Origin of the sequence: Paraburkholderia sp. J94 (genome assembly GCF_905220285.1) — a bacterium.
Taxonomy (GTDB): domain Bacteria; phylum Pseudomonadota; class Gammaproteobacteria; order Burkholderiales; family Burkholderiaceae; genus Paraburkholderia; species Paraburkholderia tropica_A.
The window spans coordinates 119,576-142,276 of the sequence record NZ_CAJMZH010000009.1; the positions used below are offsets into that span (position 1 = coordinate 119,576).

The 22,701-nt window shown below is 64.8% G+C and carries 20 protein-coding genes; 7 read left to right on the top strand and 13 right to left on the bottom strand.

Annotation, left to right across the window (positions count from 1 at the left end; all coding sequences use genetic code 11):
- Window positions 1–5: 5 nt before the first annotated feature.
- On the bottom strand, window positions 6–467 hold the full coding sequence (locus U4Y88_RS20525; protein WP_321785980.1) for a GNAT family N-acetyltransferase: 462 nt from the start codon (window positions 465–467) through the stop codon (window positions 6–8).
- Window positions 468–602: 135 nt separating this feature from the next.
- Here U4Y88_RS20525 and U4Y88_RS20530 point away from each other — a divergent pair, with 135 nt between their 5' ends.
- On the top strand, window positions 603–2,093 hold the full coding sequence (locus tag U4Y88_RS20530; protein ID WP_321785982.1) for a PLP-dependent aminotransferase family protein: 1,491 nt from the start codon (window positions 603–605) through the stop codon (window positions 2,091–2,093).
- A 37-nt stretch (window positions 2,094–2,130) separates the two neighbouring features.
- On the opposite strand, the gene U4Y88_RS20535 is transcribed toward U4Y88_RS20530, so the two are convergent.
- The 11 genes from U4Y88_RS20535 to U4Y88_RS20585 form a co-directional block, all read right to left on the bottom strand.
- Entirely contained in the window at window positions 2,131–3,435 is a 1,305-nt protein-coding gene (locus U4Y88_RS20535; RefSeq protein WP_321785984.1) for an FAD-dependent oxidoreductase, read from the bottom strand.
- Window positions 3,436–3,448: 13 nt separating this feature from the next.
- Window positions 3,449–4,741 carry an FAD-binding oxidoreductase gene (locus U4Y88_RS20540; RefSeq protein ID WP_321785986.1) on the bottom strand — a complete coding sequence of 431 codons (1,293 nt, stop codon included), beginning with the start codon at window positions 4,739–4,741 and terminating at the stop codon, window positions 3,449–3,451.
- 64 nt (window positions 4,742–4,805) lie between these two features.
- On the bottom strand, window positions 4,806–6,437 hold the full coding sequence (locus U4Y88_RS20545; RefSeq protein WP_321785988.1) for a DUF3138 family protein: 1,632 nt from the start codon (window positions 6,435–6,437) through the stop codon (window positions 4,806–4,808).
- A gap of 156 nt (window positions 6,438–6,593) precedes the next feature.
- Window positions 6,594–7,505, bottom strand: a complete 912-nt coding sequence (locus U4Y88_RS20550; RefSeq protein ID WP_321785990.1) for an ABC transporter permease subunit — start codon at window positions 7,503–7,505, stop codon at window positions 6,594–6,596.
- The gene (locus U4Y88_RS20555; RefSeq protein ID WP_405044934.1) at window positions 7,502–8,410 is read right to left on the bottom strand and encodes an ABC transporter permease subunit; all 909 of its coding nucleotides are present in this window, start codon (window positions 8,408–8,410) and stop codon (window positions 7,502–7,504) included. Before U4Y88_RS20555 ends, U4Y88_RS20550 begins: the two co-directional genes overlap by 4 nt.
- 73 nt (window positions 8,411–8,483) lie before the next feature.
- A complete protein-coding gene (locus U4Y88_RS20560; RefSeq protein WP_321785992.1) occupies window positions 8,484–9,635 on the bottom strand; it encodes an ABC transporter ATP-binding protein in 1,152 nt (383 codons plus the stop codon).
- A gap of 298 nt (window positions 9,636–9,933) precedes the next feature.
- Window positions 9,934–11,055 carry a polyamine ABC transporter substrate-binding protein gene (locus tag U4Y88_RS20565; protein ID WP_321785994.1) on the bottom strand — a complete coding sequence of 374 codons (1,122 nt, stop codon included), beginning with the start codon at window positions 11,053–11,055 and terminating at the stop codon, window positions 9,934–9,936.
- Window positions 11,056–11,133: 78 nt separating this feature from the next.
- Complete coding sequence (locus tag U4Y88_RS20570; RefSeq protein ID WP_321785996.1) at window positions 11,134–12,576, bottom strand: aspartate aminotransferase family protein; 1,443 nt, start codon at window positions 12,574–12,576, stop codon at window positions 11,134–11,136.
- Between the two features lie 19 nt (window positions 12,577–12,595).
- The gene (locus tag U4Y88_RS20575) at window positions 12,596–13,930 is read right to left on the bottom strand and encodes a glutamine synthetase family protein (RefSeq protein ID WP_224013173.1); all 1,335 of its coding nucleotides are present in this window, start codon (window positions 13,928–13,930) and stop codon (window positions 12,596–12,598) included.
- 30 nt (window positions 13,931–13,960) lie between these two features.
- Window positions 13,961–14,767, bottom strand: coding sequence for a gamma-glutamyl-gamma-aminobutyrate hydrolase family protein (locus U4Y88_RS20580; RefSeq protein WP_321785998.1), 807 nt, complete (start codon window positions 14,765–14,767; stop codon window positions 13,961–13,963).
- Window positions 14,768–15,060: 293 nt separating this feature from the next.
- Window positions 15,061–15,285, bottom strand: a complete 225-nt coding sequence (locus U4Y88_RS20585; protein ID WP_224013171.1) for a hypothetical protein — start codon at window positions 15,283–15,285, stop codon at window positions 15,061–15,063.
- Window positions 15,286–15,696: 411 nt separating this feature from the next.
- On the opposite strand from U4Y88_RS20585, the gene U4Y88_RS20590 reads away from it, so the two are divergent.
- From U4Y88_RS20590 to speB, 3 genes are all read left to right on the top strand, one after another.
- Window positions 15,697–16,266, top strand: coding sequence for a cupin domain-containing protein (locus U4Y88_RS20590; protein ID WP_224013170.1), 570 nt, complete (start codon window positions 15,697–15,699; stop codon window positions 16,264–16,266).
- A gap of 85 nt (window positions 16,267–16,351) precedes the next feature.
- The gene (locus tag U4Y88_RS20595; protein ID WP_321786000.1) at window positions 16,352–17,842 is read left to right on the top strand and encodes an aldehyde dehydrogenase; all 1,491 of its coding nucleotides are present in this window, start codon (window positions 16,352–16,354) and stop codon (window positions 17,840–17,842) included.
- A 96-nt stretch (window positions 17,843–17,938) separates the two neighbouring features.
- The gene (gene speB / locus U4Y88_RS20600) at window positions 17,939–18,901 is read left to right on the top strand and encodes an agmatinase (RefSeq protein ID WP_321786001.1); all 963 of its coding nucleotides are present in this window, start codon (window positions 17,939–17,941) and stop codon (window positions 18,899–18,901) included.
- A 16-nt stretch (window positions 18,902–18,917) separates the two neighbouring features.
- On the opposite strand, the gene U4Y88_RS20605 is transcribed toward speB, so the two are convergent.
- Window positions 18,918–19,370 carry a MarR family transcriptional regulator gene (locus tag U4Y88_RS20605; RefSeq protein WP_321786003.1) on the bottom strand — a complete coding sequence of 151 codons (453 nt, stop codon included), beginning with the start codon at window positions 19,368–19,370 and terminating at the stop codon, window positions 18,918–18,920.
- A 357-nt stretch (window positions 19,371–19,727) separates the two neighbouring features.
- Here U4Y88_RS20605 and U4Y88_RS20610 point away from each other — a divergent pair, with 357 nt between their 5' ends.
- From U4Y88_RS20610 to U4Y88_RS20620, 3 genes are all read left to right on the top strand, one after another.
- The gene (locus tag U4Y88_RS20610) at window positions 19,728–21,218 is read left to right on the top strand and encodes a DHA2 family efflux MFS transporter permease subunit (protein WP_224013258.1); all 1,491 of its coding nucleotides are present in this window, start codon (window positions 19,728–19,730) and stop codon (window positions 21,216–21,218) included.
- A gap of 109 nt (window positions 21,219–21,327) precedes the next feature.
- Window positions 21,328–22,269, top strand: coding sequence for an AEC family transporter (locus U4Y88_RS20615; RefSeq protein ID WP_321786005.1), 942 nt, complete (start codon window positions 21,328–21,330; stop codon window positions 22,267–22,269).
- An 86-nt stretch (window positions 22,270–22,355) separates the two neighbouring features.
- Complete coding sequence (locus U4Y88_RS20620) at window positions 22,356–22,547, top strand: glycine zipper 2TM domain-containing protein (RefSeq protein WP_224013165.1); 192 nt, start codon at window positions 22,356–22,358, stop codon at window positions 22,545–22,547.
- Window positions 22,548–22,701: the final 154 nt, after the last annotated feature.

Consider the following 22,701-nt stretch of genomic DNA (forward strand, 5'->3'; position numbering starts at 1 on the left):
GCGCGTTAAACGTCCTTGCGATACATGACGAAGCCGGGCTTCACCGCCACGTCGTCGTAAAGGCGCATGGCAGTCAGATTCGTCTCGTGCGTATGCCAGTAGACGCGCGACGAATTCGCGGCCTTCGCGTGCGCATAGACCGCTTCGATCAGCGCGCGGCCCACGCCCTGGCAGCGCACCTCCGCCGCCGTGAAGAGATCCTGCAAATAGCAGATCGGACCGTCGAGCGTGGTGCTGCGGTGATAGATGAAATGCACGAGGCCCACCACGCGGCCGCTCTTGAGCGCGATGAACGCGTGCATGGGTTCGTAGCCGTCGAAGAAGCGCGTCCACGTGGTGCGCGTGATCGACTCGGGCAGCGCCGTCGGGCCCGAGCGCTCGTAGAAGTGGTTATAGCCGTCCCACAGCGGACGCCATGCCGCGTAGTCGTCGGGCGTGACGGGGCGCACCTGGATCGCTTCGTTCAATCTCGTTCTCCTGTTTGCTTCATCTGCGGAGCGAAGGCGTGCAGGGCAGGCCTTCGCGAATCACAGGTGTCAGCGTAAGCGATCTGTGGCACCATTGTTAGTCCCACGCAACCGACAAACGATGGAGCCACGAAATTGGATTACGCGCTGATCATGGCGGCCTACGAGCGCAAGGCGCGCACGAGCGTGCAGCGCCGGCTCACGCAGCAGGATCTGCTGTACGAGAGCCTGCGTCGCGCGATTCTCGACGGCGACATCGTGCGCGGCACGCGTCTCGCGTCGAGCCGCGCGCTCGCCGAGGAGATGAGCATCGCGCGCAATTCGGTGCTCTATGCGTACGAGCGCTTGCTGGAGGAGGGTTTCATCACGGCCACGCGTCACGGCTCGGTTGTGAACGACGTGAAGGCCGTGGCCGCGCAGCCAGCGGGGATTGAGCAAGCCGCCGCGGAACAAGCAGCGGATGCCCCGCGCACGCTCTCGCGGCGCGTGAGCGAATTGCCGCCGCGTCCCGCGTATCGCGCGGGCGTGACGGCGTTGCGTCCGGGCGTGCCTGCGCTCGACGCGTTTCCGCTCGCGCAGTGGCGCAGCACAGTCGAACGCGCGCAACGAGAGTTGAGCCCGGAAGATCTCAGCTACGGCGCGAGCGCGGGCATTCCGGCGCTGCGCCAGGCCATCGCGCAATACGTGCGCGTCTCGCGCGGCGTGCGTTGTCAGCCCGATCAGGTGTTCATCACCGAAGGCACGCAAGAGAGCCTCGATCTCTGCGCGCGTTTTTTCGCCGATGCGGGCGAGCGCGTCTGGATCGAGAATCCCGGTTATCTGGGCGCGCGCGTCGCGATGCACGCGGCGAGTCTGAAGCTCGTGCCGATTCCCGTCGATGCTGCGGGCATGGCCGCGCGCGAGGAGCACTGGCGCGAGACGCCGCCGCGCCTGATTTATCTCACGCCGTCGCATCAATATCCGCTCGGCTGCGTGCTGAGCCTCGAACGGCGGCTCGCGCTGATCGAGCGTGCGCGCGCGTGCGGCGCGTGGATCATCGAAGACGATTACGACAGCGAGCTGCGTCACGACGGCCCGCCGCTGCCTTCGATCCAGGGTCTCGCCGACGACACGCCCGTGATCTATCTCGGCACCTTCAGCAAGACGCTGTTTCCGGCGCTGCGCATGGGCTTCATGATCGTGCCGCGCCAGGTGGTGGAGCAGGTCGACATGGCGCATCGCACGCTGGTGCGCCAGGGCCGCGTGGCGGACCAACGCGCGCTCGCGGAATTCATCGAGAGCGGGCGTTACGCGCGTCATCTGCGGCGCATGCGCAAGCTGTATCTGACACGCCGCGACGGTCTCGTCGCGGCGATCGACAAGCATCTCGGCGGATTGATGACGGTGTCGGCGGACGCGGGCGGCATGCATCTGAGCGTGCGTCTCGACGCGCCGCTCGACGACGTCTCGGTAAGCGAGGCCGCGCGCGAGCATGGCCTCGCGCTTTCGCCGCTGAGCGCGTATTGCCTCGACGCGCCCGATGCCGAGCACTACAACGGCTTTCTGCTCGGCTACGCGGAAGCCTCGCCCGAAGACTCCGATGCGCTGATGGCCACGCTCGCGCGCGTGGTGCGCGCGATGCTCTGATCCGCGACCAGGAGCTTCGCAGCGGTTCTGCGAGTGCTCAGAACATCTCCATGATGCGGTGATAGAACATGCCGATTTCGAGCGCGGGACGGCGCCACGCCGGACCGAGCGGGAAGCGCGCGTGGCGTAACTGCGCGAACAGATCGAACGCGGCGCGCTCGCCCGCGATGGCCTGCGAGACCACGCGCCCGGCGATGCCCGTGAGCGCCACGCCGTGGCCTGAAAAGCCCTGCACGTAGAACCAGTTCGGATCGACCGCGCCGAAGTCGGGCGCGCGATTGCGCGTGACGTCGACGAAACCGCCCCACGCGTATTCCACCTGCACGCCTTCGAGCTGCGGGAACACGCCCGTCATGCGCGTCTTCATCGCCTCGGTGAGTTGCGCGGGCGCGGCGCCCGTGGAATCGGCGCGGCCGCCGAACAGCAGGCGGTCGTCGGCGGAGAGACGGAAGTAGTCGAGGAAGAAGTTGTTGTCGCAAATGGCGGCGCGGCCGGGAATCAGCGCGTCGGCGCGCGCGCGTCCGAGCGGCGTGGTCGCGATGATGTACGAGGCGATCGGCGCGATGCGCGCTTCCACCGGCGCGGGCAGCACGCCGCCGGGCGCGGCGTTGCAGCACGACACCACGAAGCGGCAGCGCACCTCGCCGCGCGCGGTTTTCACCACGGGCTGCGCGCCGCGCACGACTTCCGTGACGCGCGAATGCGCGTACAGTTGCGCGCCTTCCTTGCGCGCGGCATCGGCGAGACCGAGGCAGTATTTCAGCGGATGCAGATGCCCCGAGAGCGGATCGTAGACGCCCGCGAGATAGCCCTGCGAATTCACGCGCTGGCGCGTGGCGTCGGTGTCGAGCCATTCGAGCTTGTCGTAGCCCCAGCGCGCGCGTGCCGCATCCATCCACGAACGCAGGCTCGGCACACGCTTCGGCTTGGTCGCGACCGTCACGTAGCCCGAGGTGAAATCGCAGTCGATCCCGTAGCGCGCGATGCGCTCCTTCACGAGTTCCACGCCCTGAATCGAGAGCGCCCACGCCGCGCGCATGCCTTGCGGCCCGAGTTGCTTTTCGAGCACTTCGTCCTTTGCGAAGCCGACGAGCGTTTGCCCGCCGTTGCGTCCCGACGCGCCCCAGCCGGGACGATGCGCGTCGAGCACCACGACGGAGAGGCCGCGCGCGCGGCATTCGAGCGCGACCGAGAGGCCCGCGAAGCCCGCGCCGATCACGCAGACATCGGCGTCGAGCGCGCCTTCGAGCACCGGGTCGTCGGCGGCGGGGCGCGTGACGGAGGCTTCGTAGTACGAGTGGCGGGCGAGCACGTCCGCCTGGGCGTCGAGGTCGAGTTTCATCGGTTCAGATCCATCAAAGCAGGTCCTTCATTCGATACCAGGCCATCGCGAGCACGAGGGCCGGGGTGCGCAGCGTAGCGCCGCCAGGAAAGTCGCGGTGACGGATCTTGCCGAACAGGTCGAAGCGCGCGGCCTGGCCGTGAATCGCTTCGGCGATCAGCTGGCCCGCGAGACCCGTGGTGTTCACGCCATGCCCCGAAAATCCCTGCGCGAAATATACCGTGGGCGAGACGCGGCCAAAATGCGGCGCGCGATTCATGGTGATATCGACGTAGCCGCCCCACGCGTAATCGACCTTCACATCGGCGAGTTGCGGGAAGGTCTTGAGCATGTCGCGGCGCATCGCTTCGCCGAGGTTCGGCGGCGCGAAGGTCGAATAGCTGACCTTGCCGCCCCACAGCAACCTCGTGTCGGGCGCGGGGCGGAAGTAATCGAGCACGAAGCGGCTGTCGCACACGGCGGCTTGCGCGGGCATCAGCGTGCTCATGCGCGCCTCGCCGAGCGGTTCGGTGGCGATCACGTAGGTGCCGACCGGCATGATCTTGCGCGCGAGCGCTGGCGCCAGCGCGCCCAGATAGGTATTGCACGCGAGCACGACGAACTTCGCGCGCACCTTGCCTTGCGCCGTTTCGATCACGTGCGCGCCCGCTTCGTCGCGAATGCGCGTGACGGCGCTGTCTTCGAAGATCTGCACGCCCGCTTCGTGCGCCGCGCGCGCAAGGCCGAGCGTGTAGTTGAGCGGATGCAGATGGCCGCTGTCCGGGTCGTAAAGGCCGCCCGGATAGCGGCCCGATTGCACGTAGCGGCCTACGCCGTCGCTCTCCACGTAACGGAAGCGGTCGTAGCCGAAGCGATGCGCGGCTTCATCGCGCCAGCGCTTGAGTTCGTCGACGTCGCGCGCCTTGTTCGCGGCGGTGAAATAGCCTTCCGTGAGCGCGCAGTCGATGTTGTGCTTCGCCACGCGCGACTTCACGATGTCGAGCGTTTCGAGGCCCATGTCCCACATCTGTTTGACTTCGCCTTCGTTCATGAACTGCGCGAAGGTGTCGATGCCGCAGGCGAAGCCGCCGATCAGCTGGCCGCCGTTGCGTCCGCTCGCGGCCCATCCGACCTTCGAGGCTTCGAGCAGCGCGACGCGATAGCCGCGCTCCGCGAGATTGAGCGCGGTGGACACGCCCGTGAGACCCGCGCCGATCACGCAGACATCGGCGTCGAGCGTGCCTTGCAGCGCGGGATGGCGAGTGGCGTCGTTGGCGGTGGCCGCGTACCACGACGGCGCATGAGGCTGATTGGCGAATTTGTGCATAAGGAATGCGTGCGAAAAAAAACGGCGGGCGCGGGCGCGTGGCCCGCCGCCCGCCGCGTACCCGTTAGAACGAGTAGATGAACTGCGCGCCCAGCAAGTCGTTGCTCTTGCCGTACGAGCCGTCGTCGTGCAGGAACACCTTCTGCGTGGCCCAGTCGTGGCGATATTCGACCTTGACGGTGATCTGCTGCGTCGGGAAGAACAGCAGGTCGAGCGCGACGTCCTGGCGTACCGCGCCCTTGCACTCGAAGCCGTAACCGCCGCCCGCCTGCGAGTTCGTCAGGCAGTCCGCGCCGATGCCGAAGCCGTTGTACGGGTCCATGCCGTTGCCGTTGAGCGCGATGCCGCCGCCGCCGCCGCCGTTCTTGCTGTTGGCGAGCACGTCGTAACGCGCGGTCACGCCCATGCGGCCCACGAGCGGCGCGGTGAACTTGCGGTGCGCGAGCAGCGAGAGACCGTACCACTGCGCGTTGCCGCCGTTGAACGCGGCGCGCTGCTGCTGGCCGTAATCGACTTCGGCGTTGTACTGGATGTCCGCTTGCGTGTAGGTCGCATCGACTTCGCCGAAGAAGAAGTAGCCGCCCGAGCTCGTTGCCTGGCCGCCCGGACCGTAGACGACCTGACCGTCCGAGTTGGTCGCGCTCGACAGCGTCTGGCGGCCGATGTTGAACGAACCGCCGATATCGAGCGCGCTCGACATCGTGTAGTCCGCGCGCGCCGTGAAGGTCGGGATCTTGTTGCTCGTCGTGATCGGATCGCCCAGCGCGTTCGTGCCCGTCTGCGTAACCGCGCCGTAGGTGCGGTACTGCTCGTTGCCGAGGATGAACTTGAAGGCCCACTGGCTGCCGTCCGGCGCGTAGTTCCAGCCCACACCCACGTAGCTGCCCGGATCCGAGAAGTCGTACAGCAGGTTGTGCGTGAGGGTCAGCATCTGGTTCGACTGCTGCACCTCGTAGCCGCCGAAGCTCGGCATCAGACCGGCGACGAAGGTCTGCGTGGCCGTGATCGGCACCGTGACGATCGCCGTGTTCAGGATGTTGTTGCCGATGTCGCCGTGTTCGTTCGCGAGCAGCGTGATGCCGTTGCCGCGGTTCGGCATGAGCGTGATTTCGGCGGACGGCGCCATCGGGCCGACACCGAAGGTCTTCTTGATGTCGAGGTAGAGGTCGCCGAACGTGCTGTTGAAGTAGTTGTACGAGCTTTCGTGATTCGCGAACAGGAACGACGAGGTGCCCGGCGCGCGGTTGTAGATGTACGACGGGTCGATATAGCCGGTGATCGAGAGGCCCGCGATCGGTCCGGTGCTGGCCGCGTCGCTGAGCGAATCGACCTTGAGCTGCTGGCTCGCGATCTGCTGCTTCATCGAGTCGACGTCGTCGTTGGTCAGACGAGCGGGCGCCTTGCCGTAGTCGGGCGAGCTGATATCGATGGGCGCGGCTTCCGCCGTGGCCGTCGTGCCCGCTGCCGCCGTCGCGCCTGCTGCACCCGCCGTGCCGCCTGCCGACGCCGTGGCCGTTTTCGACGTCCCCTTCGCCGTACTCTTCGAACTGGCGATTTCGCTCTTGAGCGATTTCACCTCTTTTTGCAGCGCATTGAGTTGCGCCTGGAGGGCCTTGATCTGATCGCTGGTCGAGTCCGCGAAAGCGAGCCCCGGCAGTGCCCCGGCCACCAGCAGACAGATTAACTTCTTCTTCATGGACAATTCTCCTTATTGGGTCGTTATTGCAAACACTTCGAGGCGTTCTTGCTTTTTCTTGCGGCGGGCCGTTGCACGCGGCGCGCGCGAGGCGCGCCGTCTTGTTGTCAAACTCTCAGGTTCCGTCGAGCTTCACTGCGAACTGCGAAAACCGCTTCAGGCCGCGCGCCGTCCGATCGGCGCGCCCACCGCGCCCGCCGGTGAAGCGGCGCTGACCGTTTCGGCGGGGTCGGGCTGCGTGAAGGCCATCTGCAGGTCGCGCAGACGCTTCTTCTCGCGTGCGCTCATCAACTGATTCACCGCGATCACGCCGATCGTCACGGCCGTGATGAACAGCGTGGCGAGCGCATTCATTTCCGGGTTCAGGCCGAGACGCACGCGCGAGAACACGACGAGCGGCAGCGTGGTCGAGCCGGGACCGGAGAGGAACGCGGAGAGCACGAGGTCGTCGATCGAGAGCGTGAACGAGAGCAGCCAGCCGGAGAGCAGCGCCTGCGAGATCAGCGGCAGCGTGATGACGAAGAACACCTTCAGCGGGGTAGCGCCGAGATCGAGCGCGGCCTCTTCGAGCGACTTGTTCATCTCTTTCACACGCGACTGCACGATGATCGCGACGTAGGACACGCACAGCATCACGTGGCCGATCCAGATCGTCAGGATGCCGCGCCCGGCGGGCCAGCCGATCATCTGCTGGAGCGCCACGAACAGCAGCAGCAGCGAAATGCCCTGGATCACTTCGGGAATCACGAGCGGTGCGTTGATCATGCCGGTGTAGAGCGTGAAGCCGCGAAAGCGTCCCATGCGCGCGAGCACGAAGCCCGCCCACGTGCCGATCACCACCGAGGCGAACGCCGTCATCAAACCGATCTTCAGCGAGAGCCAGGCGGCGCTCAGCAACTCGTCGTCCTGCAACAGCGCGGCGTACCACTTGAGCGAGAAGCCGGACCACACCGTCACGAGCTTCGACTCGTTGAACGAGTACACGACGAGGCTGATGATCGGGATATAGAGGAACAGAAAACCGAAGGTGAGAACGCTGGTCGAGAGCGTGCGATTGGGCTTGATCATTTGCCTTCCTCCAGTTCCTTGACCTGGTAGTACTGGAACACGGCCATCGGCACGAGCAGCAGCAGCACCATCGCGACCGTGACGGCGGACGCCATCGGCCAGTCCATGTTGTTGAAGAACTCGTCCCACATGACGCGGCCGATCATCAGCGTGTCGGCGCCGCCGAGCAGTTCGGGAATCACGTACTCGCCCACCGCCGGAATGAACACGAGCAGGCTGCCCGCGATGATCCCGTTCTTCGAGAGCGGCAGCGTGATCCGCGTGAACGCGACCCACGGCTTCGCGCCGAGGTCGTACGCGGCTTCGAGCAGCGTGAGGTCCATCTTCACGAGGTGCGCGTAGAGCGGCATCACCATGAACGGCAGATACGAATAGACCATGCCGATATAGACGCCCGCATCGCTGTGATAAAGACGCAGCGGCGAGTGAATCAGGCCGATGGCGATCAGCGCGTGATTGAGCAGGCCGTCGTCCTTGAGAATGCCGATCCACGCGTAGACGCGAATCAGGAACGAGGTCCAGAACGGCAGCATCACGGCCATCATCAGCACGTTGCGCGTGGCCGGATTCGAACGCGCGATGTAGTAGGCGATGGGATAGCCGATCAACAGGCAGAAGATCGTCGAGACCGCCGCCATCTTCAGCGAGCTGATGTAGGTGGCGATATACAGGCTGTCCTGCAACAGGAACGCATAGTGCGAAAGCTGCAAGGCCAGATGCACCATGCCGTCTTTCATCTCGACCAGATTCGTGTAGGGCGGAATGCCCATCACCTGGTCGGCGAAGCTGATCTTGAGCACCAGCACGAAGGGCAGCGCGAAGAACAGCGCGAGCCACAGGAACGGCACGCCGATCACCGTGGTGCGGCCCGACGGCACGAAGCGCGAGAACATGCGCGCGAGCATGCCGCGCGGCGCGCTGCTGCGCGACGACACGGAGGGCGTGGAGGGCAGGGACGTACTCATGTCGGCATCTCCGTTATTGCGTGAGCACGACGCCGCTGGCGGGCGACCACGACACATACACGTCGTCGTTCCAGGCCGGCGCGCCTTCGTTCATCAGATGCGAACTCGACAGGTTCGACACCACCACCTTGCCGCCCGGCAGACGCACGTGATAAAGCGAATAGCTGCCCATGTAGGCCACATCCGTCACGACGCCGCGCGCCCAGTTGGTTGGCGTGCCCGGCTTCTCGCGCGTCACGCGCACACGCTCGGGGCGCACCGAAATGCCCACCGGCATGCCGAGCGGCCCGGTTACGCCGTGGCTCACATACATGCGCGTTTCGAGGTCTTCGCTTTCGACGTAGATGTGATCGGGTTCGTCCTCGACCACCTTGCCTTCGAACAGATTGGTCGAGCCGATGAACTCGGCCGAGAAGCGGCTGTTGGGGAATTCGTAGACTTCGTTGGGCGAGCCGATCTGCACGATGCGGCCTTCGCTCATGACGGCGAGACGATTGGCCATCGTCATCGCTTCTTCCTGATCGTGCGTGACCATCACGCAGGTGACATCGACCTTCTCGATGATGTTCACGAGTTCGAGCTGGGTCTTCTGGCGGATCTTTTTATCGAGCGCCGACATCGGTTCGTCGAGCAGCAGCAGCTTGGGGCGCTTGACGAGCGAGCGTGCGAGCGCGACGCGCTGCTGCTGGCCGCCCGAGAGCTGATGCGGCTTGCGCTTCGCGTAGCGGCTCATCTGCACGAGATTGAGCGCGTCGGCCACGCGTTCCTTGATTTCGTTCTTCGGCACGCCTTCCTGCTTGAGGCCGAACGCAACGTTCGATTCCACGCTCATATGCGGAAAGAGCGCATACGACTGGAACATCATGTTGACCGGACGGCGATAGGGCGGCAGCGACGCGAGGTCCTCGCCGTCGACATAGATCTTGCCCGAGGTGGCCGTTTCCAGCCCGGCGAGCATGCGCAGCAGCGTGGACTTGCCGCAGCCGGAGCTGCCGAGCAGCGCGAACAGTTCGTTCTTCGCGACGTTCAGGCTGACGTTGTTCACGGCGACACTGTCGCCGAACTTCTTGACGACGTTTTCGATGCGCACGAAAGCGTCGCGGGAGGCGGCCTGCGCGCCCGGTTGCGCGGCTTCGGAGGCGTGGACTTTGGACGTCGAATTCATGATGTAACGGTTTCCTTTCTGATCGCGGCACTGCGCGTCGTCGCGCGGTTTTCCTGTTGCGTCACTACGGTTTTGCAAATCGCGGGCGCGAGTTGCCCCGCACGGGGCGCACAAGGCGACTCGCGGACGTCAGCACTGCGAACGGAGCTCGGTGGAGGCTGGCGCGTTGCCGGGGAAAGGGGGCGGCGCGCTCAGCCGGACATCAAACAGCGGACTTCGTGGCGGCGAGGGGTCGAGCGATCCCTCAGCCGCGCGTTGTCTCCTTCCTTCTCCTTGTTATTCGCGCCTCAATGGACGCTTAGTGGCCGGTCTTGAGCTGCGACCACAGGCGGTTTTCGAGGCGCAGGATTTCGGCCGGCATCGGCCGCATCAGCGTCATCTTCTTGAGCACGTCGTCGCCCGGATACACGGTCGGGTCCTGCGCCACCGACGGCGTCACGAACTGGCGCGCGGCCTTGTTCGCAGTCGGATAGAACACTTCGTTGGTGATCGCGGCGTTGACCTTCGGGTCCTGGATGTAGTTGATCCACTTCAGTGCGGCTTCGGGATGCGGCGCGTCCTTCGGGATCACCATCACGTCGAACCACAGCAGACCGCCTTCCTTCGGATTGCCGAACTTGATGTGATACGAACGCTTGGCTTCCTCGGCGCGGCGATGCGCGATGCCCACGTCGCCCGACCACGCGAAGGCCACGCAGATGTCGTTGTTCACGAGGTCGTTGATGTAGCCCGACGAATTGAACTGCGTGATGTACGGGCGGACTTTCTTCAGCGTTTCGAAGGCGGCCTGATAGTCGGCCGGATTCGTGCTGTTCGGATTCTTGCCCATGTATTGCAGCGTGGCGGCGAACACGTCGGCGGCCTGGTCGAGGAACGACACGCCGCAGCCCTTGAGCTTCGAGAGATTGGCCGGATCGAAAATCAGCGACCAGCTGTCGACCGGCGCGCTCGTGCCGAGCGCCTTCTCGACGGCTTCCTGGTTGTAGCCGATGCCGTCGGTGCCGTAGGCCCAGGGCACGCCGTACTGATTGCCCGGATCGGCGTCCGCGATCATGTGCATGAGCACCGGATCGAGGTTCGAGAGATTGGGGAGCTTCGACTTGTCGAGCTTCTGGTACACGCCGGCCTGAATCTGCTTGGCCATGTAGTTCGACGTGGGCACCACGATGTCGTAACCCGAGCTGCCCGCGAGCAGCTTGGCCTGCAAGGTGTCGTCGCTATCGTAGTTGTCGTACTTGACGTGAACGCCCGTCTGCTTTTCGAAGTTCGGGATCGTGTCTTTCGCGATGTAGTCGGACCAGTTGTAGACGTTCAGTGTGTCGTCCGCGGCGCGAGCCGGCTGGCTCGAAGTCGCCGTGAGACCCGCGCAGACGGCGAGCGCGGCCAGTGCGACGGCATGACGAAGATGTCTGACACTCATGTTGATTTCCCCAAATGATGAAGGTTGGCGGGCGGCGCCCGCACCCCGTTGTGCGCCGCCGGCCCGGTTGTGACTGCGTTACGAATAGCCCAGTTGCTGCGCGGTGGCGTCGACGGCTTTCTTCGCCTTCGACACGATTTCGTCGATCTCGCCGCGCGTGATGACGAGCGGCGGCGAGAGCAGCATGCGGTCGCCGGTGGCGCGCATGATGAGGTTGCCGTTGAAGCAGAAGTCGCGGCAGATCGTGCCCACGTCGCCGCCGTTCGCGAAGCGCTTGCGCGTCTTCGGGTCTTCGGCCAGTTGCAGGGCGGCCACGAGGCCCGCACCCGAAATGTCACCGACGATCGGATGATTCGCGAAGGTCTCGCGCAACTGCTGCTGGAAGTACGGACCCGTATCGGTCTTCACGCGCTCGACGATCTTCTCGTCGCGCAGCAGCTTCAGATTCGCGACGGCCACGGCGGCGGCCACCGGATGACCCGAATACGTGAGGCCGTGATTGAAGTCGCCGTTCTCGATCAGCGCCTTGGCCACGCGATCGTGCAGGCCGACCGCGCCCATCGGCACATAGCCGCTCGTGAGGCCCTTGGCCATCGTGATGAGATCGGGCTCGAAACCGAAGTGTTGATGCGCGAACCATTCGCCCGTGCGGCCGAAGCCGCCGATCACTTCGTCGGCGCACAGCAGAATGTCGTACTTGCGGCAGATGCGCTGGATTTCCGGCCAGTAGGTCGAAGCCGGGAAGATCACGCCGCCCGCGCCCTGGAACGGCTCGCCGATGAACGCGGCCACGTTCTCCGCGCCCACTTCGAGAATCTTCGCTTCGAGTTGCTGGGCGCGCGCGAGGCCGAATTCTTCCGGCGTCATGTTGCCCGCCGCTTCGCCGTAGAAATACGGTTGATCGATATGAACGATGTTCTCGACCTTCGAGGGCATCTGCTCGTGCATGTAGCCCATGCCGCCGAGCGTGCCGCCTGCGATGGTCGAACCGTGATACGCGTTCTTGCGCGAGATGACGACCTTCTTCGACGGCTTGCCCTGCGTGAGCCAGTACTGATGCACGATGCGCAGCACCGTGTCGTTGCCTTCCGAGCCGCTGTTGCAATAGAAGAAGTGGTTGAACGGCTCCGGCGACACTTCGGCGAGCAGCGCCGAGAGTTCGATGACCGGCGGGTGCGTGGTCTTGAAGAAGGTGTTGTAGAACGGCAGTTGCTGCATCTGCTCGTAGGCGGCGTCGGCGAGTTCCTTGCGGCCGTAGCCCACGTTCACGCACCAGAGACCGGCCATGCCGTCGATGATCTGGTTGCCGTCCGAGTCCCACAGATACACGCCCTTGGCCTTCACGATCACACGGCTGCCCGCCTTGTTCAGCGAGCCCATGTCCGAGAACGGATGGATGTGATGCGCGGCGTCCAGCGCGCGATATTCGGCGGTCGTGCGTGCGCCTTGCGCGGCTTGTGCGCGCAGCGTCGTCGGCGCTTCTTGCAGCGCGCTGGCGGGGGCGTCGATTCGATAGCTCATTGCAATGTCTCCTTTCTCGTTACACGTGCAGCAGCAGGTGCTTGCGTTCCCACGAACTGATCACGCGGAAATACGCTTCGTATTCGGTTTCCTTGAGCGCGAGATACGCGCGCACGAACTTCTCGCCGAGGATGCCCATCAGCGGCTCGCTCGCGCCCATCAGCGTGAGGCCTTCTTCCAGATTGCGCGGCAACTGGTAGGGCAGCGCGTAGCCGTCGCTCACGAGCGGGTCGGTGGGCTTGAGGTGCTGCGTCATGCCCAGATAACCGGCGGCGAGCGTGGCGGCGATGGCGAGGTACGGATTCGTATCGACGCCGGGAATGCGGTTCTCCACACGGCGCGCGGCCGGCGACGAATACGGCACGCGGAAACCCACGGTGCGGTTGTCGTAGCCCCACGCCACGTTGATCGGCGCGGCCATGAAGCGCGACAGGCGGCGATACGAATTGATGTACGGCGCGAAGATCGGCATCAGCGCGGGCGTGTACTTCTGCAGGCCCGCGATATACGCATGGAACATGTCGGTGGGCTTGCCGTCCTCGCCCGTGAACAGGTTCTGGCCGCTTTCCGCCGAGACGAGGCTCTGATGGATGTGCATGGCCGAGCCCGGCTCGTTCTCCATCGGCTTCGCCATGAAGGTGGCGTACATATGGTGGCGCAGCGCCGCTTCGCGCACGGTGCGCTTGAAGAGGAACACGCGGTCCGCGAGGCCGAGCGGCTCGCCGTGCATGAAGTTGATTTCCATCTGCGCGGCGCCGACTTCGTGAATCAGCGTATCGACTTCGAGATCCTGCACGTCGCAGTACTCGTAGATGTCTTCGAACAGCGGATCGAACTCGTTCACGGCTTCGATCGAATACGCCTGGCGGCCCGTCTCAGGACGGCCCGTGCGGCCGATCGGCGGCGCGAGCGGAATGTCCGGGTCCTTGTTCATGTCGACGAGATAGAACTCCAGTTCCGGCGCGATGATGGGCTTCCAGCCCTTCGCCTCGTAGAGTTCGAGCACGCGGCGCAGCACGCGGCGCGGCGAGATTTCGACGGGCGAGCCGTCGAAGTGCACGCAATCGTGAATGACCTGCGCGGTGGGGTCGACGGCCCACGGAATGATGCGGATGGTCGAGGCGTCAGGCACGCAGACCATGTCGGGGTCGGTGACGCCGGTGAGGGTGCCGTCCTCGGGATAGTCGCCCGTGACGGTCTGGATCATCACCGCTTGCGGCAGACGCATGGATTCGCCGGATTCGAATTTGCTGCGCGGAATGATCTTGCCGCGCGCGATACCCGCCATGTCGGGGATGATCGCTTCGATTTCGGTAATGTGGTGCTTCTTCAGGAATTCGTCGATGTCGTGCATGATCGTTCTCTCTGTTCTGTTCGGCCGGGCTCAGACGTGCGCGGCGTGGGCGCGTGCGGGCTGATGCGCGGCGCCGCCCGGTATTCGGGCCAGCATGCGTGCGCGGCAAGCCGCGCCGAAGGCGTGGAAGATGGCGGTGGACAAGGCGTTTTGCGCGTGCTGCCACTCAGGGTGCCACTGCACGCCGAGCGCGAAGGCGCACGCGTTCGCCACGCTGATCGCTTCGATGAGACCGTCGGGGGCCGTTGCATCCGCAACGAGTCCGCTGCCGAGCGTGTCGATGCCTTGCCCGTGCAGCGAATTCACGCGCGCCTCGGTCGCGCCGTCTGCGATCTTGCGCAGCAGCCCGCCTTCGACGAGCGCGATCGTGTGCGCCGGACCATATTGCGTATCGAGCGGATCGGCCTTGTTCTCGCGATGGTCGTGCAGTCCGTCGACGGCGTGCACTTCCTGATGCAGCGTGCCGCCGAACACCACGTTCATCTCCTGGAAGCCGCGGCAGATCGCCAGCACCGGCACGCCCGCTTCGATCGCGGCGCGCAGGAGCGGCAAGGTGGTCGCGTCGCGCGCCGGATCGTGCAGCGTGCCCGCGGCGCTCGCCGGGCCGCCGTAACGATGCGGTTCGACGTTCGAGTAGCTGCCCGTGAAGAGCAGTCCGTCCACAGCATCCAGTATGTCCGCCGCCGCCTGACGCTCGCCGAGCGCGGGCAGCACGAACGCGAGCGCCCCGGCGCCATCCACGGCTGCGGCGATGTACTTCTCGCCGGCCACGTGCGACGCGTGCGGTCCCATCATCGTGCGATCGGCGGTAACGCCAATCAAAGGTTTGGTTCGCATGACTAATGGTTCACTTCTTCTTCCTGATGCGCGTTTGCAAACATAAAGCATTGGCGCAACAGGCGTGACATGACCTTGCAACCGCGCTGAATGCACGGCCGCAAACGTAATGACGCAGCGATGAGCGACGCTAACGCATCGCGCTGCGCGTGGAGATCATGTAGGCGGTTCGTTTTCTGCCGTTATGCGGCGCGACGGTATTCAGACGTGCGCAGGCACACCGCGCATGCACGACACAAGGCCTCGCATGCAAAAGACGGCGATAAAAACGAACGGCGCAGGAAGGAGAGGCGCTAGGGCAGCAGCGACGCGACTTCGTCCGTGTGGACGGCAATAAAGGCGCGTGCGGAAACGGCGTTATGGCGCCGGACAGACCGGCGGGAAAGGATTGTGAAGACGGAAAGAAGCGGGCGAGAGGCAAGTCTGCCGCTACTGCCGTCGGCGATGGCGGCGCAGTCGCTGCGAAGACACCTCGCATGACTTCGATCCCATCTCACCAGAGGGCCACGGACTCTCACAATTACACTCGACTTGGGTTTTGTTGGTCAGTTGTTTGTTTCGCACCGCGCGGTATGCAAAATGCGCTTCGCGACACTAAACATAGGTGCCGTTCGATGTATCGCGCATTGATCGCGTGTTGCGGTGCGATGTGATGCTGTGAATCATCGTTCGATCGACCTGTGTTTCAGCATATACGAGCCAAAAAGGCCGTCAATTATTTTTTTACGTTTTTTATGTCAGCACTTTCCCGGACAGCCCTGAAAACACAGCGGAGTGCGAAATATGCCGCACTGTCTTTATATTTCGAATAACTTACAGGGGTTTGTACTGACGCAAAAAAAAGCAAACTGATTAGAATATTCAACACGTTTATCGCGCCGCGCAGGTGTGTCTCATGCGCGTTCCCTGATCCAAACCGCTTTTCGACCGTGACCGAGTCCGCATCCGTTTCCACCGAAGTCGCCACGCGCCTGCGTTACGTGCGCAAGCGCTATGGTTTGTCGCAGCGCGAACTCGCCAAACGCGCGGGTGTGACGAACGGCGCGATTTCGCTGATCGAGCAAAGTCGCGTCAGTCCCTCAGTGGGATCGCTCAAGAAGCTGCTCGAATGCATTCCGATGAGCCTCGCGGAATTCTTCACCTTCGATCTGAATGAGGGTGCGAGCGTGGTGTCGCGCCGCGACGAGATGCCCAACCTCGGCAACGCGTCGATCGAGCTCTATCTGGCGGGCGCGAACGTGAGGGACCGCAACATGGGCATCCTGCGCGAGGTGTATCAGCCGCTCGCGGATACCGGCCCCGAAATGCTGATTCACGCGGGACACGAGGGCGGCGTCGTGGTGAGCGGCCAGATCGAACTGACCGTCGACGGCACGACGTGGCTGCTCGACCCCGGCGATAGTTATTACTTCGAAAGCCGCCTTCCGCACCGATTTCGCAATCCCAGCGCGACCGACGTCTGCGAAGTGGTGTCGGCGAATTCGCCGCCCACGTTCTGATCGCGCGAAACCGATGCGCCCGAAGCCGCGCGCGCCATGCGATGCGCGGCACGCCGGGCGAATCGCCATTTATTGAGGCATCCTGATGGAAAAGAAAACTCTCGCTTATTGGCAGGACAAGGCCGCGACGCTTTCGATCGAAGGCCGTGCATTCATCGACGGCGCGTATCGCGACGCCTACTCGGGACGCAGCTTCGACTGCTTGAGCCCAATCGACGGCCGCGTGCTCGCGAGCGTGGCCGACTGCGGCGCCGCCGATGTCGATGGAGCCGTGGCCGCCGCGCGCCGCGCCTTCGACGAAGGCGTGTGGGCCGGTCTCAATCCGCGCGCGCGCAAGGCGGTGCTGCTGCGCTGGGCCGCGCTGATGCGCGAGCACCAGGACGAACTCGCGCTGCTCGAAACGCTCGACGCGGGCAAGCCTATCGGCGACACCACCACGGTGGACGTGCCGGGCGCCGCGTATTGCGTGGAATGGTTCGCCGAAGCCATCGACAAGGTGGGCGGCGAAGTCGTGCCCGCCGATCATCATCTCGTGGGCCTCGTCACGCGCGAACCGATCGGCGTGGTCGCGGCGGTGGTGCCGTGGAATTTCCCGATCCTGATGGCGTCGTGGAAGTTCGGCCCGGCGCTCGCGGCGGGCAACAGCGTGGTGCTCAAGCCCTCGGAAAAATCGCCGCTCACGGCGATTCGCGTGGCGCAGCTCGCGCACGAAGCGGGCATTCCGGCGGGCGTGTTCAACGTGCTGCCGGGCGGCGGCGAGCCGGGCAAGCTGCTCGGCCTGCATCGCGACGTGGACTGCATCGCGTTCACGGGCTCGACCAACGTCGGCAAGCAGATCATGCAGTACGCGGGCCAGTCGAATCTCAAACGCGTGTGGCTCGAACTCGGCGGCAAGTCGCCGAACATCGTGCTCCCCGATTGCCCCGATCTCGACCGCGCGGCCAACGCGGCGGCGGGCGCGATCTTCTACAACATGGGCGAGATGTGCACGGCGGGTTCGCGCCTGCTCGTGCATCGCGACATCAAGGACGTGTTCCTCGCGAAGCTCGTGGAAGCGGCGAAGGCGTATAAGCCTGGCAATCCTCTCGATCCCGATGTTTCGATGGGCGCGATCGTCGACAAGATCCAGCTCGAACGCGTGCTGAGTTATATCGAAGCGGGCCGCAAGGACTCGAAGCTGCTCTATGGCGGCGAGCGCGTGAACGAGGCGAGCGGCGGCTTCTACGTGGAGCCGACGGTGTTCGACACGCATCACGACGCCCGCATCGCGCGTGAGGAAATCTTCGGGCCGGTGCTCTCGGTGATTACGTTCAGCACCATCGACGAAGCCGTGCGCATCGCCAACGACAGCGACTACGGTCTCGCCGCCGCTGTGTGGACGTCGAATCTCACGAACGCGCACGAAATCTCGCGTCGTCTGCGCGCGGGCACCGTGTGGGTCAACTGCTACGACGAAGGCGGCGACATGAACTTCCCGTTCGGCGGCTTCAAGGAGTCGGGCAACGGCCGCGACAAGTCGCTGCACGCGCTGGAGAAGTACACGGAGTTGAAGTCGACGCTCGTGCGTCTGCGTTAAGCGTCACCGCGGCGGCGTCGCGGCGGCGTCGTGGGCATCGATGCTCGCGCGCCGCCGCGTTTTTTCTTCTTCCGATCCCACGACCAAAGGCATCGCATGACGGCCACGCTACACGGCGACGGCGCCATCCGCCGCGACTCGCTGCACGGTTCTTCCATCGAAAATACTTATGCGGGCGTGCTTTCGTTCATGCGCCGCAAGTACACGCGCGAGCTGGACGGCGTGGATGTGGCGATCAGCGGCGTGCCGCTCGATCTGGCCACCACGTTCCGCTCGGGCGCGCGCCTCGGCCCGGCGGCGGTGCGCGCGGCGAGCGTGCAACTGGCGGAGCTGCATCCGTATCCGTGGGGTTTCGATCCGTTCGAGACGCTGGCCGTGACCGATTACGGCGATTGCTGGTTCGACGCGCACAATCCGCTGACGATCAAGCCCGCCATCGTCGAGCATGCGCGCACGATCCTGCGCTCGAACGCGAAGATGCTCACGCTCGGCGGCGATCACTTCATCACGTATCCGCTCCTGATTGCGCACGCGGAGAAGTACGGCAAGCCGCTTTCGCTGATTCACTTCGACGCGCATTGCGACACCTGGCCCGACGATGCACCCGACAGCCTCAATCACGGCACAATGTTCTACAAGGCCGTGAAAGAAGGGCTGATCGATCCGCAGACCTCGGTGCAGGTCGGCATCCGCACGTGGAACGACGACTTTCTCGGCATCAATGTGCTCGATGCCGCGTGGGTTCACGAGCACGGCCCGCGCGCGGCGCGCGATCGCATTCTGGAGATTGTGGGCGAGCGGCCCGCGTATCTGACCTTCGATATCGACTGTCTGGACCCGGCATTCGCGCCGGGCACGGGGACGCCGGTGGCGGGCGGGCTGTCGTCGGCGCAGGCGCTGGCGATCGTGCGCGGCCTGGAGGCGCTGAACCTCGTTGGCGCGGATGTGGTGGAAGTCGCGCCCGCCTACGATCAGAGCGAGATCACGGCGCTGGCCGCCGCGCATCTCGCGTGCGATCTGCTGTGCCTGTGGCGGCAGCGCAAAATCGCGGGGCGCTGAGCCTCGCTGGCGTCGGCTAGCGCTCGACTAGCGCGCCCAGATTGCCGCGCACGCGTTGGAGCATATTGCTGAACTGCTCCGCTTCTTCCGGCGTGAAGCCCGCCAGGGCTTCGGCCTGCACTTCGTCGCCCACGCGGCGCGCGGCGGAAAGCACGCTTTCCGCCTTGGGCGTGAGGCTCGCGAGCAATTCGCGGCGATCGTCGGGATTGGGCGTGCGCACGACCCAGCCCGCTTCTTCCATGCGTTCCAGCAGGCGGCCCGCCGAAATCGGCGCCACTTCGAGCTGCTCGGCGAGGCTCGCCTGGTTCATCGCGCCATAGTGCGCGAGGTACGCAATCATGCGGCACTGCGCGCGCGTGAGATCGAGCGACGACTTCGCAAGCTCGTCGTAACGTTTGCCGTACAGCCGGCCCACATCGACGATCAAGAAGCCAAAGCGTTTTTCGAGGTCGGTAGTGTCGGTAGTCATGGCGCAATTATACGGTCGCGCCGTGGGCGGCTTCGCGCGCGAGGGCCGGGGCGCTTCGGTCGCGGCCGCTCCACATCGACCCGCGTTTTCGGCAGTGGTCCCGCGTTTGCCGCTTCTTCATGAATGTTCCCGATTGCGCCGGCGTTTCGGATTCGTATAATAAGCAGGCTTATTATTTCTGTTCGACCTGACCCGAACGCTTATTTACTGCTTACTGACCTCGTCACCCACGCACCCGAACGGCTCACGATGACCGCTGTTACGCAGGACGGCGCCGCCGCATCGCGTCCGGCGCCGCCGCACGACGACGCGCCGCGCAAGGACGCCCCACGCGCGCAAGCCCCGCTCAATCGCGGCATGATCACGCTCTCGATCATGCTGGCGACGCTGATGCAGACGCTCGACAGCACGATCGCCAACGTCGCGCTGCCGCATATGCAGGGCACGCTCTCGGCCTCGCAGGACGAGATCACCTGGGTGCTCACCTCGTACATCGTGGCGGCGGCCATCGCCACGCCGCTCACGGGCTGGCTGGCCGACCGCTACGGCGTGAAGAAGCTGCTGGGCGTCGCCATCGCAGGCTTCACGCTGGCCTCGGCGCTGTGCGGCTTCTCGGAAACGCTCGGCGAAATCGTGCTTTCGCGGCTGCTGCAAGGCATATTCGGAGCGTCGCTCGTGCCGCTTTCGCAGTCGATTCTTCTCGACATCAACCCGCGCGAGCGCCAGGGCCAGGCGATGGCCGTGTGGGGCATGGGCGTGATGGTCGGGCCGGTGCTCGGGCCGACGCTCGGCGGCTGGCTCACGGACAGCTACAACTGGCGCTGGGTGTTCTTCATCAACGTGCCGATCGGCGCGTTCGCCTTGTTCGGCGTCTCCACCTTCCTGCCCGCGCGCGAGCCGCTGCGCGAATCGCGCTTCGATCTGTTCGGCTTCGCCACGCTCGCGCTCGCCATCGGCGCGTTGCAGGCGATGCTCGACCGTGGCGAACAACTCGACTGGTTCGGCTCGCTGGAGATCCGCATCGAGGCGCTGCTCGCGGTGCTGGCGTTCGCGTTCTTCATCGTGCATACGGCTTCTTCGGGGCCGATGACGTTCTTCCGCTACCAGCTGCTCAAGGACCGCAATTTCGCCACCGGCACGTTCTTCATCTTCGTGATCGGCGCGGTGCTCTACGCCACGCGCGCGCTGCTGCCGCCGATGCTGCAAAACCTGATGGGCTATCCGGTCGCTACCACGGGCCTCGTCACGGCGCCCAGCGGCGCGGGCACGATGATCGCCATGCTGATCGCGGGGCGCATGCTCAAGCATGTCGATGCGCGCGCGATGCTGCTATTCGGCTTCGTGGTCTCGGCCTACGCGCTCTGGCAGATGATGCAGTACACCATCGTGCTGTCGGCCTCCGATATCGTCTGGCCCGGCGTGGTGCAGGGATTCGGCCTCGGCTTCGTGTTCGTGCCGCTGTCGGCGCTGACGTTCTCCACGCTCACGCCGCAACTGCGCGCGGACGGCACGGCCACGTACAGCCTGATGCGCAATATCGGCAGCAGTATCGGCATCTCGATCGTGCAGACCTTCGTCACGCGCGGCACGCAGGTTGCGCACTCGGATCTCGCCGCCAACATCACGCCGTTCAACCCCGCGGTGCAGCCGATGCTCGAAGCCGGATCGCGAGTCGATCTCGCGCTCCTGAACCAGTCGATCACGCAGCAGGCGACCATGATTGCGTATCTGAACGACTTCAAGATGATGTTCGTCGCCACGCTGCTGGTGATTCCGCTGCTGGTGTTCATCCGGCCTTCCTCGCACGCTGCGGGCGCCGCCGAGGCGAACCACGCGGCCATGGACTGAGACGGATTTGCCGATGAACTGAACCCGTCTCGCCGCTTTATTTTTTGTCATGTCGTGCGCGCGGCCGGTCCGCGCGCGATGCTTTTGCCGCTTCTCACTCCGAACTCCGATGCTCTCCGCTGTTTCGATTCTCCTGCCCGTCTTTGGCCTCATCTTCGCGGGCTTCGCCTGCCGCCGCTTCGGCGTGCTCGGTCCCGCCGCCGCTTCCGAACTGAACCGCTTCGTCGTCTGGCTCGCGCTGCCCGCGCTGCTGTTCGACATTCTTGCGCACGCAACGTGGCATGAACTCTTTCAGCCCGCGTTCGTGGCCGCGTTCGGCATCGCGGGCCTCGTCGTGTTCGCGGGCGTGGTGGCGGTGCGTTTGTTCCTCGGCCGTCCGCTCGCCGACGCGAGCATTGACGGCCTCGCCGCCGCCTATCCGAACACCGGCTACGTAGGCTTTCCGCTCTGCATGATCGCGTTCGGGCCGTCGAGCCTCACGCCCACCACCATCGCGACGATCCTCGTGGTGTGCGTGCTGTTCGCCTTCGCCATCGTGCTGATCGAAACGGGGCTGCAAAGCGAGCGCCGTCCGCACCGTCTGCTGATCAAGGTGGCGCGCTCGCTGATGCGCAATCCGCTGCTGGTCGCGCCCGCGCTGGGCGCGCTGATGTCGGGTTTTCACGTGACGATTCCCGCGAGCGGCGAAACCTTCCTCAAGCTGCTCGGCGGCGCGGCGAGCCCGTGCGCGCTGGTGAGCCTCGGCCTCTTTCTCGCCGAGCGCCGCGCGAAAAGCGATGCGCCGCAGGAATCGTCTTGGTGGCTCACGCTCTCGAAGCTGGTCGCGCAGCCCGCGCTGACGTGGCTGCTCGCCGACCGCGTGTTCGGCCTGTCGCCGCAACTGGTGGAGACGGCCGTGCTGCTCGCCGCGCTGCCCACGGGCACCGGGCCGTTCATGCTCGCGGAGTACTACAAGCGCGAGGCGCACGTGACCGGCCGCACGATCCTGCATTCGACGCTCGGCTCGCTCGTCACGCTCACGCTGATCCTGCTGCATCTGCATCACGGCTGACGCGCGAATCGCGTCACGATTGAGCCTGCGAATGCGGCACGCCGTTTGCTGACTGAAAGCCGTCAGCATCGATCAGGAGATTGACGATGAAGCGGCTCACTCGCAGCGGCGCGGCGCTCGCGCTCCTCGTTCTCATGGCGTTCGGCGGCAGCGCCTGCACGCTCGGCGGCGCGGCCGCGGGCGGTTATGTCGGTAACAAAGCGACGAACGGCAGCGCGGTCGGCACCGTCGGCGGCGCGGTCGCGGGCGGTGTGATCGGGCACGAACTCGGCAAGTAACGCCCGCCGCACGTCACCGTGCACCGATCCGCGCGGTCGCTCGCATCGATGCGCGCGCTACGCCAGTCAAAATTGAGATGAGTTGATTCAAGGCATGGAGTCGCCAGAAACGCACGACTTCTGACCTGAATCGACCTGTTTTCGCACTTCACCA